Source organism: Desulfoluna sp. HI9BLuna, from assembly GCF_056829775.1.
Map to the genome: position 1 here is coordinate 1,504,872 of NZ_CP186555.1, position 16,250 is coordinate 1,521,121.

The following is a 16,250-nucleotide window of genomic DNA, read 5'->3' on the forward strand; positions in this document are numbered from 1 at the left end:
CCCGCTACCCTTCCAGGATATAGCCGGAGGCCAATTCCCTGAAGGCGCGTACCTGATCGTCGGCCCAGGCGTTGTCCTTGCCGAGCTCCCCGGCCATGAGGTTTGCCACGTCCGGGGCCGCTTCCATGGCTGCCCGGGCGTCCAGGATCAGGGCCCGTGTCCTGCGGGAGAGGACATCCTCCACGGTGCGGGCCATTTCATGCCGGGCGGACCACACCACCTCGGCCCTGCGGTAGGGCAGCTTCTCGTGGAGAGGCTCGGCCAGATCCGGGGTCTCCTTTTCCAGGCGCTTGATCAGGCGCGCGTCGCTGCCGTAGAGGGTGTAGGGGGCGTTGCCCGCCTCGTCAGCCGACCACCCGTGGAGGTTGAGGTAGGCCGTCCTTGAGGGACGTTCCGGGAGTCCGGCCACCTTTGCGGCATGGTCCACCACGTCTTCCCCCATCTTCCGATAGGTTGTCCACTTGCCGCCTGCAATGGTGACCAGGCCCGAGTTGGAGATCTCCAGATGATGATCCCGGGAGAGGGCCGCGGTCTTTTTGGCGTTCGTTGACCCGATGAGGGGCCGAACACCCGCAAACACGCTTAAGACATCCCTTCGCTCGGGGTTTTTCGTGAGATACCGGGCCGCATGGGTGAGCAGGAATTCGATCTCCTCCTCCTTGGGATCGGGCTCCATGAGGGGCTTTTCAATGGGGGTGTCCGTGGTGCCCACAATGACACAGTCGTGCCACGGCACGGCAAAAAGGACGCGGCCGTCATCGGTCTGCGGGACCATGATGGCGCTGTCTCCGGGCAGAAAGGATTTGTCTAGGACGATGTGCACCCCCTGGCTCGGGGCGATCATGGGCTCCCGGGCGGCGTCGTCCAGGAGGCAGAGCTCATCCACGAACATCCCGGTGGCGTTCACCACGCAGTGGCCCATGATCTCCAGCTCGTCACCGCTCTCCGCGTCCACGGCCCGCACCCCGGACACCAGCCCCTGGTTCTTGATGAGCCCTTCCACCCGCATGCCGTTGACAAGGCATGCCCCGTGGTCCTCTGCGGTGAGGGCCAGGGTGATGGCCAGGCGGGCGTCATCGAACTGGCCGTCGTAGTACATGACACCGCCCTTCAGGTCTTCCGGCTCCAGGGTGGGGATGAGCTCAAGGGTCCGCTGGCGGCTCAAGTGCTTGGACGGCTTGATGCCGAGCTTTCCGGCCAGCATGTCGTACACCTTCATGCCGATGCCGTAAAACGGGCCCTCCCACCAGCTGTAATTGGGCACGATAAAGGACTGGTGACGGGCCAGATGCGGGGCGTTGTGAAAGAGCAGGCCCCGCTCGTGGAGAGCCTCCAGCACCAGGGTGATGTTGCCCTGCTGGAGGTACCGGACACCGCCGTGGATGAGCTTGGTGCTTCGGCTGGAGGTGCCTTGAGAAAAATCCGCCTGCTCCAGGAGCAGGGTGGTGTATCCCCGCGAGGCGGCCTCCACGGCCACCCCCAGGCCGGTGGCCCCTCCGCCCACCACGATCATGTCCCATACGCGTCCGCGTTCTGCTGCCTGAGAGAGCATCCCGGTTCGTTCCATGGTACCTCCTTTTCCGCTGCATTGAGTCGGTTCACACCACAGGTCCGCCCCGGCGCCGGCCTGTTTTTCCCAGCGGTGCCCGGGCATGGCCCGCAAAACAGTCCGTCGCCGAAAATTAATTTGCGCTGCGGCGTAAAGCCATTATATTATGAACAAGTAAGCGCCATTCACTCCTTTCTCATGCCCCCTTCACTCCGCACCGGTCACCATCGGCCCGCCGATCCCCCCATGCATTACCCGGCGCGTTGACATATGCACGACCATCTTATGTCGAAAAGCCAGCCCCGTCAAAACTCTGGACCATCTTCAAGGCGTTCGGCCAGGTACCAGATGTTCAACCATGGATCATTCAATACTAAGGAAAGACCATGAACAAAAAAAGCCAACACGAGGAGCTGACCCGCACACTTCTCGAAGAACTTCGCAGGGGAATCACCCCTGAAAAAGAGATGTCCCACTTTCTGGAGTCCACCTTTTCCATCACCACCCCCGAGGAGTTGCGCCTCGCTTTTAACGATGAGGACCACCCCGACCGGGACATGCTCTTTGAGCTGCTCTTTTTCCCCGACCGCCGGACCAAGCTGAGGCTCGAACCCCTCTTTGACGAGTTCAGGTTCACCGCCGAGGACGAAAAAACACTTCTGGATGCCGTCTGCAAAGAAACAGTGGACGTGAACATCACCCTGGAAGGTGCCACCGAGCCGGTGTGCGTCACCCTGCCCAGGGAGTGCATGGAACTTTTCGTCAAACGGCTCAACGTCAAGGCCAATCCGCCGCAAAGCGTGGTGGACGCCGCACGGGCCCACCTGGCAGGTGGACGGGACGATCTTTTCCTTGTGCTGCTCAGGGGTGAAAAAATGCGATGGACCGACGAAACCACGGGGTTTCTCAATCGGCTTCTCAAGGGCCTTGCAAACCGGGGATCAGACCTGGAGGACCACCTGGTCACCGCCATCATCACCATGAGCTCCTTTGGCGGGGGGCACTCCCTGCAGGATCACTTCATGGCCATCCGGCAGGACATGGAAGCGGCCGCGGAAAAAGCCCATCAGTTTGAAGAGGGGTTAAAGACCCTGACCATGGAAACCATGATGATGCAGGGCATGATCGGGCCGTCCCACACCGAAGAGGAGATGCGCCACAAGATCCGGGTTCTGGATACCCTGATGATGGAAGGTTTCGGTGTGGATCCCACCCTGCTGGAACCGGTCAAGGTGGACTTGGGAGACTTTTCGGGAGGCGACGGAGTGACGGGGATGTTCAAGGCCATGAGCTGAACCGCCTCGCCCGGGGGATAAACCCCAAGGGGTGCCTTCCCCCCCCCCCCGGCACCCCTTGGGATGAGAGACAGGCGACGGGACCTTACTCCGGATTCACAAGGGTTTGGGCAACGTCTCTGCTGAACTCCGCAACCAACCGGCTCAGGGCCTTGGCCCGGGCCGGTTGGCCCTCACCATCCACCACCCCGGTAAGGGAGGTGTGCCGGGTCAGAAGGGTCTCCCTTTTACCGTTTTTAAGCCCCCACCGTACATCCAGCACGGCCTTTCCCGCCTCATCGGTGTCAAACCGCACCACATCCATAAAAACCTGCATGGTGGCCGATGCCTTGGGCGCTTCAAAGGGATAGAGGAACATCTTCTCCCCGCCGGTGAGCTGAGACAGGTTCTCCGCCACGGTCCGGGCGATACCCTCATCCAGGGGCTCTGCCCACCGCTGGTACTCGTTTACCGAAAGGGTGTGGTCGCTTCGGCGGGCCACCATCTGGGGACGATCCAGGTACGAGGGCAGCTCCACAGGTCCCACCACCACGTAGGTGGAAGGATCCCACTCCCCGGCCTCGGCAGGGGCCGCCACGGGATGAAGCAGGTGATAGGTCACCACGGCGGAAGAGGAGGCGCACCCCGCCATCAACAGAAGCGCGCCCACAACAATCAGGTTAACAGTCTTCAGCATCTTTTTTCTCCAGTGGTATAAGCTGTGGAAACAAATCTTTAGCAGGCGTCCGTACGCAAGGCGCATTAGACATAAACCGCATGTCGTTGCGCTACGGCCTTACTCCCGCTTGTTCTTCCCGAACACCAGCGCTTCCGGGTGCCTCTCCAGGTAATCGGCCAGGGCCCGCAGGGCCCGGGCCGCCTCGGAGACATCCCCGAGCATGCGGTTCAAACGATAGGTGACAGCTGAATCAGCTCCCAGGCCTGCATCGAGGCTCTGCATGGTCTTTTCCGCCGTGGCCACCATGGACTGGGAGGAGACGGCCACCTCTTCCAGGGCCTTTAAGGTGCGCTGGATCCCTTCCCCGGAATTCACCGCAAGGCTCTTTGTCTCCGTGGCCGCCCCTTCGATGGAATCGGTGATGGGCTCCAGGGACAAACGGGCCTGGTTCATGAGATCGGTGAACGCCACAATGGCTTCGCTCATCTGCCCCAAGGTATCATCCTCCTCCACCGAGGCGATGAGGCGATCGATGGAGTCCACGGTGGAGAGGAACCGATCGGCGATGGCCTCCACAGGGATGTTCTCCACGGCCCGCGAGAGCTCCGAGATATCGGACAGGACGGTCGGTAACTCCATGACATCCTTTGACTTGCCGGTGAGGGTGTACGCTTTGTTCGGATGGAACCCGATGGCCACGTACAATTTGCCCGTCAGGAGGCTGTCGATCTTAAGCTGAGCCCTGAGCCCCCGTTTCACCAGTTCCTCCCTGAAATCATCCTCATTCATGGACCCCAGGATCATCTCGGTGTTCGCGCCGTAGTCCATCAGCTTGACCCGGTTGCTCTCCACCTCAATGTGAACCGGGGTGGTAAAGGAGAGGTTCTTCATATCGAACACCAGGCCAATGCTTGTCACATTGCCCACCTTGACCCCCATAAACCGCACCGGTGCCCCCACATCAAGCCCTTTGAGGGAATCCTCGAAATAGAGGACATAGTGGTCCTTTTCCTTAAAAAACTCCCCGGCCCCGAAGGTGACCACCATGGCCGAAGCCAGGAGGAAGCCCCCCACCACAAAGGCGCCGATGATGCTGAATTTTGCTTTCTGCTTCATGCCCGCTCCAAACTGAATTAGGTTCCCTTCTGCACGGATCCCGACGACTATCGACTGCCTTCGCCACGGGTCAGGAACCGGACCACCCGCGCATCCTCCGACCGTTCAAGAAGGTCCCTGGGATGCCCGGAGGCGATCATGGTTTTCGTCTCTGCGTCCAGAAAAACAGAATCGGTACCGATGGCAAAAATACTGGCCAGTTCATGGGTCACCACCACGATGGTGGCCCCCAGGGACTCCTTGAGCTCCAAAATCAAGTCGTCCAGACGACGGGCACTGACAGGGTCGAGTCCCGCCGAGGGTTCGTCGAAAAAAAGAATCTCTGGGTCAAGGGCCATGGCCCGGGCCAGGCCGGCCCGTTTCTTCATGCCCCCGCTGATCTCTGCCGGAAGGTGGTCTTCAAACCCGCCCAGGCCCACGAGGGCAAGCTTGAACATCACCAGCTCCCGGATCTCGGACGCCGTGTAATCGCTGTACTGGTACAGGGGAAGGGCCACATTCTCAAAAAGGGTCATGGAGCTGAAAAGCGCTCCGCTCTGGTAAAGAATCCCGATGCGCTGCATCAAGGCACTCTGCTCCCGGGACGAAGCCTCATACAGGGATGTCCTGCCATGGAAGACCTTTCCCCTGGCAGGCTCCTTCAACCCCACGAGATGGCGCAGCAAGGTGCTCTTCCCGCAGCCGCTGCCCCCCATGATGATAAAGATCTCACCCTTTGCCACTTCAAAGGCGAGGTCCCGTTGTATCACCCGCGGGCCATAGGCCATGGTGAGGTCCGTCACTTTCAGGGGGGGATCCCCCGCACGTGTGTTTGTCATGCTACATTCCGATGATGCTGGTGACCACGGCGATGAGGCCGTCGGCGATGATGATGCCCACAATGGCCGCCACCACGGCCCGGGTGGCCGCATCCCCCACAGCCGAGGCGCTGCGACCGCACCGCATGCCGTGATAGCAGCCCGCCATGGCGATGATGACCCCGTACAGGGCGCTCTTAATGATACCGTGCATAAACTGGGTGACGTCAAGGGCAGCCCGGGTCTGGTTCCAGTACTGGACAAGGGGGATGTCCAGCATCCCCACCCCGATGGCCATGCCCCCACCGATGCCCAGGAAATCCGCATACAGGCAAAGCAGGGGCATCATCATCACAAGGGCCGCCACCCGCGGAATCACCAGGTACTCCGCCGGGTTCAACCCCATGGTGGTGAGTGCGTCCACCTCTTCATTGACCTGCATGGTGCCCAGCTGGGCGGCAAAGGCCGCGCCGGTGCGACCCGCCATGATGATGCCCGTCATCATGGCGCCCAGTTCGCGGGCCATGGCAAGGCCCACAATATCCGCCACATAGATCTGGGCCCCGAACAGCTTGAGCTGCACCGACCCCACAAAGGCAAAGATCACCCCGATGACCAGGCTGATGAGAGACACAATGGGCAGGGCCGATGCCCCGCAGTCCTGCAGGAGCAGGAAAAAATCGTCGCGCCTGAAGCGCCCCCTGCCCGTGACCAGGCGGCCCAGGCCAAGGGCTGTTTCTCCGATAAAGCCAAGGGTGTCCACAAGGGCCGCCCACGCGGCCGTGGCCTTCAGGCCCGCCCGCATCAAGAGCGGTTCCCGCGGCGGCTTCACCGAAGCGCCCGCCGCGCCCGCCCCCTGGGCCGCCAGGGCCATGAGCCGGAGCATCCCCGTGGGGAGCCCTTTCTCATCCACGGCCACGTCCCGGGCCTTGAGGTCCTCAACCAGGCCGCTTACAAAGACGGCCAGGCGGGAATCCCAGCTGACAAGCCCCGTGGTATCGAAACGCACCCGCCGCACCGGCCCCAGGGCGAGAAGGGACTCTGCAACCCGAAGGCCCGTTTCCGCCCGGTCCCAGGGACCGTGAAGGGAGACCACACCCTGCCCCTGCTCCGTTGTGATGGTGATACCGCCCTGCTCCTGCATGCCTTTTTTGCTCCCTGTCCCGATCCTTCTGGCTCCGGCCCGTGCCGGAGTGTCAACCATGGGGTCCGAATGTTCCGTGTTTAATCCTCAATGCCAGACAGATATACGAACATTGCACCGATAATTCAAGCGGGATAGCCCCTTCGGAAGGCAATCCGGCACCAAAACGCCCCTGGGCAACCAACGGCTTTGTGATTGCCCGGGTTCCCTTGAATTGAACATCGCTCACCCCAAAAAACTAAGGGTGCCATCTTAATTTGCATTGAAAACAAGAACACATTCGACTATATTTGGTCTTAAACACACAGGATTCATTGATTCCCCCTGAGCTTCACCAGACCACCCGTCACCCCTCTTCCCAGCTTGACGAAATGGATATTCCAACCTGCTGATATTCCTTCCTGAAGTGATTCTGTTTTACATCCCGATGTCCGTACATGCCGACGCATCCACCCAACGGCCCCGTTGTGTCCGGTGGCAGGAGACGTTGTGTTCTTCCGCAACACGCCGTGGCCTGCAGCCCACAGACGGCCGTGAGTGACCATGTGTACGGGCCCGTTGAATGCGTATCTTTTACACATACAAAAACCTAAAGGTACTCCATGGATCGGAAACACAGCAACACGTCGTCCATCCTGAGGGACAGCGCCGAAACACGACGCATCTACTCGGTCGTGTTCGAACAGAAAGGGACGTCGCCCCCCCGAAGCGTTCTCATCACCAGCGGCTGGTGGGGAGAGGGTAAAACGACCCTGGCCTGTAATCTGGCGGCCCTGGCCGCGCGGGAAAAAGGGAAAAGGGTGCTGCTTATCGACTACCACTGGTTCTCACCGGAGGTGCACACCCAGTTCGGCATCCCGGCAGAGCCTCCCCCGAATGCATCCAATGATGTCCTGGACAACGTCATCGCCGTACCCGGCATGGGCGATCTGTCTATCCTCACGGCTGCGGCCTTTGCCAAGTCGGAGAGCTGGAACGACGCCAGCTCCATTCCCAGCCAGGCGGCCCTGATCAACGAGGCAAAAAACAGGTACGACCAGATCTTCATCGACACCTCGGCCGTCTACCCCACCAACCGGAACATGAACGATCCCATGCTCCTGGGCAAAGCTGCCGACGGGGTGATCCTCGTGGCCCTGACCCATGTCACCCCCAAATCCAAAACCAAAGGCGCCTGCTGCGCACTGCAGTCAAGCGGGGCCCAGGTACTCGGCATTGTCGCCAACCAATGGCGGAACCCCCTTTCCCCCTTAAGCCACGGCCCTGCACGCCGGTCCGGGACGGGAAAAGCCGGAGCGCGCCTGGTGCACTCCAACCGCTAACCGCCCTATCATGAGGTCGACCATGATTTTTTACCTTGAACGACTGACGTACCGCCTTACCGCGCATTGGATCTTCTTCTGGATGGTCCTGATCCCCCCCCTGGCGTATGTCGGTTACATGGCCCTGACGCCAAGCGTCTACACCCTCTCGTCTAGTTTTGCCGTGCCCGAGGACGCCCCCGTGGCCCAGACCGGTACGCCCACGGGCGTGGCCCCCCTGGCCCCGCTTCTTTCCAGCCCTTCCCGTTGGGAGGCCTTTATCAAGGCCAATTTCAACTCCCAGCGCATCATGGGATACCCCCGGGGCTACGGCCTGCCCATCTCCCCGAAAAAGACCAATGAGATCTACCGTGAGGCGTTGACCAACCTGTCGATCAAGGTCGAGGACAACAACCTGCGCACCGTTTACCGGGGCTCCGACAAGGAGTTGGGAAGCCACCTGGTCTTCTACTACAGCACCACCCTCCACCAGCGGATACAGGAGGGCTACAAACGGCAGGGAGCCCACATCAAGGCCCCCATCATCGACGTACCCCGCATGGACCCCGTGCCTCCGGCAACTCGCCTTGCCTGGAGCAGCGACAGGGCCATGCCCACGCTCCTGTGGCTTTTGGCCGGGCTCGTGGCCTTTGTGGTGGTCCACATCCTTCTGGAAACCATGGACAGCTCGTACAAATCTGAAAAACAGATCGCTGAAGACACCCGGCTCCCGATTCTGGGCCGGCTCCCCAACCTGAACGCCATCCCCGCTGGGAAAGATGCCTCCCAAGGCCATGAGATATAAGTAATAACGACATGAGACACACACCCGCAACACGAGATCACCGCCCCCGAAACCAACACCTGTACCCATGCATCACCAACGGACCGGAAAACAGGCGCCCCCCCGCAAAACCGGGAACACGCGCCTTTCTCCTTTTGTGGGTTTTTCTTTTTTGGCTCCTCGGCTCCTCCGGGGCCCAGGCAGGGGACGCCGTCCTCACCTGGCCCCCTGCGTCCGAAGCCTCGTATTACGTGGTCTACTGGGGAACCGCTTCCGGGCAATACAACCAGCAGAGCGCCAACATTCCCCAGCCGTCCCCCCTTCCGTCCGGGATCACCCATACCGTGTCCGGACTCACCGAGGGCACCACCTACTTTTTTGCCGTCAAAGGCTTCAACGCCTGCAACGGAAGCTCTGACTTCTCCAACGAAGTCTCCAAGACCATCACCGCCCCCGGGACAAACGTTCCTCCGACGGCCAACGCCGGTTCGGATCAACAGCACCCGGACGCCACCGACGGGTCTCCCACCACCGTCACCTTAAGCGGCAACGCCTCCAGCGATGCCGACGGCTCCATCGTCAGCTATGCCTGGACGCGCATCGACGCGAACACAGACTACTCCTTTGACCTGAAAAACGCCGGAACGGCCACGGCCTCCTTTACCGCGCCCCAGGTAAGCGGAGACGTCGCCTTTGAGTTTGAACTCACCGTAACCGACGACAAGGGGGCCACGGACACCGACCAGGTGAGGGTCACCATCACCGAACGGGTTGTGGAGACCGGAGATGCCACCCTGACCTGGCCCTCTTCGGCCGAGGCGTCCTACTACATCGTTCACTGGGGCACCGAGGCGGGAAATTACACCGAACACAGCACCACCATCCCGCAACCATCCCCCCTTCCGCCCCAGATGGTCCATACCGTGTCCGGGCTGATCCAGGACACCACCTATTACTTTGCCATCCAGGCATTCAACGCCTGCAACCAGCCGTCGGAGTACTCCAACGAAGTGAACAAGACCATCCCCCTGCCCGGCGGGAACACCTCCCCTTCGGCCCATGCCGGGGATAACCAGTCCCATCCGGAAACCATCGGCGGCATCCCCTCGCGCATCACCCTGGATGCCTCGGGCTCCACGGATGAAGACGGCACCATCATCGCCTATCACTGGCGACGCGTGGACGACCACGGCGACATTTCCACCATTCTGTCGAGCCCCACGGCTGTGCGGCCCTCCTTTAACGCACCCAGTGTTTCGGCCAACGTGGACCTTGTCTTTGAACTCACGGTAACCGACGACAACGGAGCCACGGATTCCGACCAGGTCACCGTCACCATCACCAACGTCAACCAGGCCCCCATGGCCAACGCCGGGACGGACCAGACCCAGCCGGAAACCACCGGGGGAATCCCCACCATCGTGACCCTGGACGGCAGTGCCTCCAGCGACCCGGACGGCTCCATCACCGGATACGCGTGGACCCGTATCGACTCCCATGCGGACATCCCCATCTCGCTCCAGAACAGCGACACGGCCACGCCGAGCTTTACGGCCCCGGACGTTTCCGCCAACACCACCTTCGAATTTGAGCTCACCATCACGGACAACAGCGGCGCCACGGCCTCGGACCGCGTACGCACCACCATCACCCATGTGAACCGGCCCCCCGTGGCCGATGCGGGACCGGACCAGGTCCAGCCCGAGACCACCGGCGGTGTTCCCACGATGATCAGCTTAAACGGCAACGGCTCCAGTGATGCGGACGGCACCCTCACCCGCTACGCCTGGGTCCGTACGGACACGAACTCAGGGATTTCCGTCTCCCTCCAGGGGGCCGATACCCCCACCCCGCAGTTCTCGGCCCCTGCAGTTTCCGCCGACACCACCCTGGAGTTTGAACTCACCGTCACCGACGACAACGGTGCCACGGCCTCGGATCGCGTTCAGGTCACCATCACCCACCTCAACCAGCCGCCGGTGGCCGACGCCGGGCCGGACCAGACCCACCCGGAGATCACCTCAGACGGCACCCCCACCACCGTGGTGCTCAATGGTACGGGCTCCAGGGATCCGGAAGGGGGCGTTCTCAGCTACGCCTGGGTCCGTACGGACGCCAACTCCAAGGTCACGGTCACCCTTGAAAACGCCGATACGGCAACGCCCAGCTTTGTCTCCCCCGACGTGGGGTCCCACACCGCCCTTGAATTCACCCTGACGGTGACCGATACGGCTGGCGCCACGGCCCAGGACACCACCAAGGTGACCCTCACCAAGGTCAACCGAAAGCCCAAGGCCGACGCCGGGCCGGACCAGACCGTGGAGCCGGAGGTTGAGGTCACCTTGTCCGGTGCCAACTCCAGCGACCCGGACGGCACCGTCTCAGCCTACACATGGGAGCAGGTGACCACCGCCGACGAGCCCGTGGTAACCCTCACCGGTGCCGACACCGAGACAGCCACCTTTACGGCCCCCAGTGTGGACAAGGGCGGCAGCGCCCTGACCTTCCAGCTGACGGTCACGGACAACGAAGGGGCCACCCACGCGGCCACGAGCCTGGTAAACGTCACCTTTGAGAACCAGCCCCCCGTTGCCGATGCCGGACCGGACCGCACCGCCCGGGAGGGTGAGCCTGTGAGCCTCTCCGGCGTCAACTCGTCGGATCCCGACAACGACCCCATTGCCTCCTATCGCTGGGAGCAACTGGACGGTCCGTCCGTTGAACTCATGGACGCCGATACCGCCGTTGCCGGTTTCACGGCCCCGGACGTGGGACCCTCCGGAGGCAGCCTCACCTTCAAGCTGACGGTCACGGACAGCCGCGGACTCTCGGCCACGGCACAGACCGTCATCAACGTAATCTTCGTCAACCAGCCGCCGGTGGCCGACGCCGGGGCCGACCAGACCCTGAGTTCAGGGGGCACCGTGACCCTCTCGGCTGCGGGCTCCAGCGACCCGGACAACGGCATCGCCTCCTTTGCCTGGTCCCAGACCCTGGGTCCCCCTGCGGCCATTTCCGACACCTCGGCCGTCTCCCCCAGAGTCACCGTGCCTGACGGGCTGCCCGACGGCACCCAGCTCACCTTCATGGTCACGGTCACCGATACGGGCGGTTTAACCGCCACCGACACCATGCAGGTGACCATCTCCACCCTCAACCAACCACCGGTGGCCGATGCCGGTGACGCCCAGACCGTGCCCGTGGGCGCCGAGGTCACCCTCTCGGGAGCAGGCTCCAGCGACCCCGACGGCTCCATTGCCGCCTACCGCTGGGCCCAGAAATCCGGACCGGTGGTGACCCTTTCCGATGCCACGGCTATCGCACCGGTCTTCACCGCCCTTGCCGACAGCCCCAACGGGTCCACCCTGACCTTCGAGCTGACGGTAACGGACAACGGCGGACTCTCGGCAGCGGACCGGGTCATTATCAACGTCACCGACACCAACCAGCCTCCCACGGCCGATGCAGGGGAAGACTTCTTCGCCGATGAAAAGACCACGGTGACCCTCTCGGGCGAAGGCTCTTCCGATGCGGATGACGGCATCAGTGCCTACCGATGGGAGCAAATTGAAGGGCCCTATGTGGCCCTGACCACACCCAACCAGGCTGTGACCACCTTCACGGCACCGGCCGTCTCCACAGACGGGGCCACCCTCGCCTTCCGCCTCACCGTGACGGACAACAGCGGGCTCTTCACCACCGATGAGGTGAGGGTCACCGTCACCTTTGTCAACCAGCCCCCGGTGGCCTCGGCAGGCCCGGACCAGGTGGTGGACGAAGGAACCGTGGTCACCCTGTCGGCTGCGGGAAGCCATGACCCGGACAACAACCTGACCGGTTATCTCTGGGAGCAGACATCAGGCCCCACGGTCTTCCTCTCCGATGCCGAAACCGTGAGCCCCACCTTTACGGCGCCCATCGTGAGCACCGAAGGTGCCAGGCTCCTCTTCAGCGTCACTGTCACGGACAGCCAGGGGCTCACCGACACGGACTCCACCGCTGTGCAGGTCCTCTTTGTCAACCAGCCTCCCGTGGCCAATGCCGGGGAAGACCAGTTCGTCCTGGAAGGGGAGACAGTCACCCTGGACGGATCGGCATCCCTGGATCCGGACGACGGCATCTCCACCTGGACCTGGACCCAGACCTCCGGGCCCACCGTGACCCTGACGCCTCCGGGTGATCCCGTGGTGCACTTTGTGGCACCGAAATCCACCCCGGGCGGCGTGGAGCTGGAGTTTACACTGACGATCACGGACAACGGCGGGCTGTCCCATTCAGACAGTATCAAAGTCACCGACACCCTGGTGCAGACCAACCCCACGGACGATACAGGCAACGCCTCCATCGAAGTCCTCGACAGCGACATGCAGCACCGTGACTGGCTCAGTATCGGCTGGGATGCCTACCGCAAGCACAACAACGAAGCCCGGGTGGCCAGCGGCGATCTGGACGGGGACGGCTATCATGAGCTGGTGATCGGCCTGGGGCCCGTGGATTCGGATCCTGCCATCCCCGGCGGGTACTTCCAGATCATCTCCCATGACTTCAAGCATCTGGCCTGGGGCCAGATTCCCTGGGAAGAGTACAACAACCTGAATGGGGAGACATGGCCGGCATGTGGGGACATCGACGGCGACGGTGTCGATGAAATTGTGGTGGGATTGGGCAAAGGGGGGCAGGGAAAACTGGCTGTCTTCTCTTACAGCCTGGGCAGTGTCGCCCTCCGGCAGTGGACCTCTGTTCCCTGGGACGCCTACAATGAGGTCATCGGGGAAACCCGGCCCGCCCTGGGCAACCTGGACGACGATCCCTGCATGGAGATCGTGGTGGGATTGGGATCGGACGAACGCACGGGCTTTACGCCCAACGGCCGCTACGCCGTCCTGGACAAGGTATGCAACGGCAACCTCAACGATCCCTTTGAACTCATGGCCTGGGGCCAGAGCCAGTGGGACGAGTACAACGCATCCAACGGCGCCACCTGGCCCACCTGCGGGGACATCGACGGCGACGGCCGCGATGAAATCCTCCTGGGCCTGGGTGCCGGTGGTGAGGGACGCACGGAGGTCGCCGCCATGGTGGACGGCGCCCCGGTACACCACAGCTGGCTCACCGTGGACTGGAACGACTACAACAGCATGCAGGGAGAGACGCGCCCGGCCACCACGGACATCAATGACGACGGCATTGACGAGATCATCATCGGCTTGGGCCCCGTGCCCGCAGACGAACACCTGCCCGAGGGCCGGTTCCCGGCCATGACCGCGGACCAGTCCGTTGTGAAGTGGGGCCAGCTGGGGCTCTCCCCCTACAACAAGGCCAACGGAGAGAGCAGGCCCACGCCCTTTATCTCCAACGGCGAACACTTCGTGGCCATCGGCATGGGCCCCTACACCCCGGACACACCGGATGAGCCCGATGAAGAGGAAACCCCTGATCCCGGCTCCGGCTCATCGGGCTGCTTCATCGACACCTCACGGGGAGATTAGCCGGACAAAAGGAAGTGGTTTAACGGCCCTGGCCGAGGCGGCCCCGCTCCTCACGGAGCGTGGGCGCCTCCAGGGCTTCGCACAGGGGGGAGAAGACAAAACCCTGGCCTGCGGCGTAGTCCAGAAACATCTCGATGTCGGCCAGAAACCGCGCCAGATCCTCCTCGCTGTCCACAAAGGGGCTCTTGCCCGGCAGCATGGAGGTGGAGTGAAAGGACATGTTGAGGAACCGGTGGCCGAACCGAACGCACTGCTTCGCCAGCCGGACCATCTCCGCCCCGCTGCTCAGCTCCGGTGAGAGCCACCTGAAGTTAAGGAGCCTCAGCCGATCCAGGATCCCCAGCAGCCGCAGCCTGGACAGGGGCTTCTTGCGGAGTCTCTCCATGAGGGCATAACAGAGGCGCCCGTTTTTCTGATAAAACCCCACGGTGGGAGGCACCTCCAGAAGGGCCCCTTGGGGGTCGGGTACCATGGGGTAATCCGGGTCAAAGGGGTAGGCCTCGCTGAGCCCCCGGCTGAAATCAGGCCCGCTGTAAGCACTCCAGTCCACAAAGGGGCTGATGGAGGTGTCGATGCGGTAGCCCAAAGCCTTGAGGGTCCGCGCCACCTTGGCGTCAAACCCCCACCGGCCCGCCCGAAAACAGACCGGAGAGAGGTGAAACCGCTCTTCAATGGCGCCATGGAGGCGGGTCATCTTCTGTTTCACCAGGGCCTCGGGCAGATTGCACATCATGGAGTGTTCCACCGAAATCTCTTCGTCGTGGGGCGGGGTATTCCAGGGGTGGCAATGGGTCCCGATCTCGCAACGCCCGTCGTCGTAGATTCCCTTCAAGATTTCCCGGGCCCTGTCGTCCGTTGCCACAGGCCAGTTGATGAGGTAGGTTGGGACGGCCCCGTACCGGTCGAAGAGCCGCTGAAGCTCCGGCACCCTCGCCAGGTTCTCCACCGGGTTATCCGTGGCGTGGTAGGTGTCCCAGGAGTCCTCTTCCGTATCGATGGTGATGTACACGTGAACGGTCATGGCGTCCCCTCCAGATACACGGGTGCGTCCCCGGCAAAATGGTCTGTCACCCAGGTAAAGATAATGCCCATGAGGTGCCGTCGCACGGACAGGGCCGTGTAGGTATGGTTGGCTTCCTCGATGTATTCCAGCTGGAGGAGCCCCTTGAAATCCGTGCCCTTGAACATGTCGGTGAACTGGTCCGCGTAGTTGTAGTACCCGGCAATGCCCCCGGAATAGATGGTGAGCATGCGGACCCCCCGCCCCGCCATCTCCGCCAGCTCTCCTGCCACCCGTGCCTTGGGTGGAAACGTCCGTTCGTACACATCCCCACCGCCCTTGGAAGCCCGTAAGGCAGGAATAAGCCGTGCCACGGCCCTGCCCAGGCACTTGGCCAGGAACCAGGCCAGACGCACAGGGTTGATCATGTACGGTGCGTAATCTTTCAGGTAAAACCGCAGGGTGGGGTAGGTAAACCCGTCCAGCATCACAACTCCGGTGACCCGCTCGTCCACACTGGCAACGGCATGGGCGTTGTCCGCCCCGGAACAGAGCCCCACCAGCACAAAGGTCTCAATCCCCTTTTTTTCCGTCAGCAGATCCATGGCATCGGTGATGTCGTCTCTGGACCGTTCGTCGTAGTCGCGGGAGTCGTGGGGCATGGCGCTGTCCCCCAGGCCGGAGCCGTCAAACCTCAGCACATGGAACCCCGAGGCCTCCAGGCCGCGGGCCAGCTCCACATAGAGACGATAGGGGCCCACACGGTGCAGGAGCCCCGCGTTGAGCAAAAGCACCCCGGGCATCCCCACGCCACCACCCTCGGGCTCGGACAAAATCCCCACAAGGTTCCGGTGCTCTCCGAATACCAGCACTTTTTCCATAACTTATCTCCTTTGGGGATAAAAAATGCCTTCGGCGGCCCTTCCGCGGCCAACCATATAATCCACACCGTTATGGACCTTGTGGCACCGCTCGTATAGCCATCAACGTTTGTGGCGGGTGCAGCCCGCGGCGAACGCCCTTGCGCGTTGCCCTGAGGGACGAAGGGCAACGCGCAAGGGCAATCAGCTTTCGAGGTGGCACACCTCGCCGCCGGAGGCAGGCTTTTGCAAGAACT

11 protein-coding genes are annotated in these 16,250 nt (G+C 62.2%); 4 read left to right on the plus strand and 7 right to left on the minus strand.

Annotated features, from left to right (window positions below):
- Positions 1 to 4: 4 nt before the first annotated feature.
- Positions 5 to 1,567 (minus strand): glycerol-3-phosphate dehydrogenase/oxidase, encoded by a 1,563-nt coding sequence (locus ACOYW0_RS05985; RefSeq protein ID WP_482417642.1) that lies wholly within the window; start codon positions 1,565 to 1,567, stop codon positions 5 to 7.
- A 368-nt stretch (positions 1,568 to 1,935) separates the two neighbouring features.
- Between ACOYW0_RS05985 and ACOYW0_RS05990 the strand changes: the two genes are divergently transcribed.
- Positions 1,936 to 2,844 carry a hypothetical protein gene (locus tag ACOYW0_RS05990; protein WP_482417643.1) on the plus strand — a complete coding sequence of 303 codons (909 nt, stop codon included), beginning with the start codon at positions 1,936 to 1,938 and terminating at the stop codon, positions 2,842 to 2,844.
- Between the two features lie 85 nt (positions 2,845 to 2,929).
- Here ACOYW0_RS05990 and ACOYW0_RS05995 read toward each other — a convergent pair whose 3' ends face one another.
- The 4 genes from ACOYW0_RS05995 to ACOYW0_RS06010 all read right to left on the minus strand — a co-directional run bounded on the left by ACOYW0_RS05995 (position 2,930) and on the right by ACOYW0_RS06010 (position 6,619).
- Positions 2,930 to 3,520 carry a PqiC family protein gene (locus ACOYW0_RS05995; protein ID WP_482417644.1) on the minus strand — a complete coding sequence of 197 codons (591 nt, stop codon included), beginning with the start codon at positions 3,518 to 3,520 and terminating at the stop codon, positions 2,930 to 2,932.
- Between the two features lie 99 nt (positions 3,521 to 3,619).
- The gene (locus ACOYW0_RS06000; RefSeq protein WP_482417645.1) at positions 3,620 to 4,618 is read right to left on the minus strand and encodes an MlaD family protein; all 999 of its coding nucleotides are present in this window, start codon (positions 4,616 to 4,618) and stop codon (positions 3,620 to 3,622) included.
- 47 nt (positions 4,619 to 4,665) lie between these two features.
- Positions 4,666 to 5,436 carry an ABC transporter ATP-binding protein gene (locus ACOYW0_RS06005; RefSeq protein ID WP_482417646.1) on the minus strand — a complete coding sequence of 257 codons (771 nt, stop codon included), beginning with the start codon at positions 5,434 to 5,436 and terminating at the stop codon, positions 4,666 to 4,668.
- A gap of 1 nt (position 5,437) precedes the next feature.
- Positions 5,438 to 6,619 carry an MlaE family ABC transporter permease gene (locus ACOYW0_RS06010; RefSeq protein WP_482417647.1) on the minus strand — a complete coding sequence of 394 codons (1,182 nt, stop codon included), beginning with the start codon at positions 6,617 to 6,619 and terminating at the stop codon, positions 5,438 to 5,440.
- Between the two features lie 542 nt (positions 6,620 to 7,161).
- Here ACOYW0_RS06010 and ACOYW0_RS06015 point away from each other — a divergent pair.
- From ACOYW0_RS06015 to ACOYW0_RS06025, 3 genes are read left to right on the plus strand one after another with little or no spacing between them, the layout of a single operon-like run.
- Positions 7,162 to 7,881, plus strand: a complete 720-nt coding sequence (locus ACOYW0_RS06015; RefSeq protein WP_482417648.1) for a nucleotide-binding protein — start codon at positions 7,162 to 7,164, stop codon at positions 7,879 to 7,881.
- A 22-nt stretch (positions 7,882 to 7,903) separates the two neighbouring features.
- Positions 7,904 to 8,665, plus strand: coding sequence for a YveK family protein (locus ACOYW0_RS06020; protein WP_482417649.1), 762 nt, complete (start codon positions 7,904 to 7,906; stop codon positions 8,663 to 8,665).
- Positions 8,666 to 8,676: 11 nt separating this feature from the next.
- Complete coding sequence (locus tag ACOYW0_RS06025; RefSeq protein WP_482417650.1) at positions 8,677 to 14,133, plus strand: PKD domain-containing protein; 5,457 nt, start codon at positions 8,677 to 8,679, stop codon at positions 14,131 to 14,133.
- A 19-nt stretch (positions 14,134 to 14,152) separates the two neighbouring features.
- On the opposite strand, the gene ACOYW0_RS06030 is transcribed toward ACOYW0_RS06025, so the two are convergent.
- A complete protein-coding gene (locus ACOYW0_RS06030; RefSeq protein ID WP_482417651.1) occupies positions 14,153 to 15,154 on the minus strand; it encodes a polysaccharide deacetylase family protein in 1,002 nt (333 codons plus the stop codon).
- Positions 15,151 to 16,014, minus strand: coding sequence for an alpha/beta fold hydrolase (locus ACOYW0_RS06035; RefSeq protein WP_482417652.1), 864 nt, complete (start codon positions 16,012 to 16,014; stop codon positions 15,151 to 15,153). The genes ACOYW0_RS06030 and ACOYW0_RS06035 overlap by 4 nt, the downstream gene beginning before the upstream one ends.
- Positions 16,015 to 16,250 lie beyond the last annotated feature (236 nt).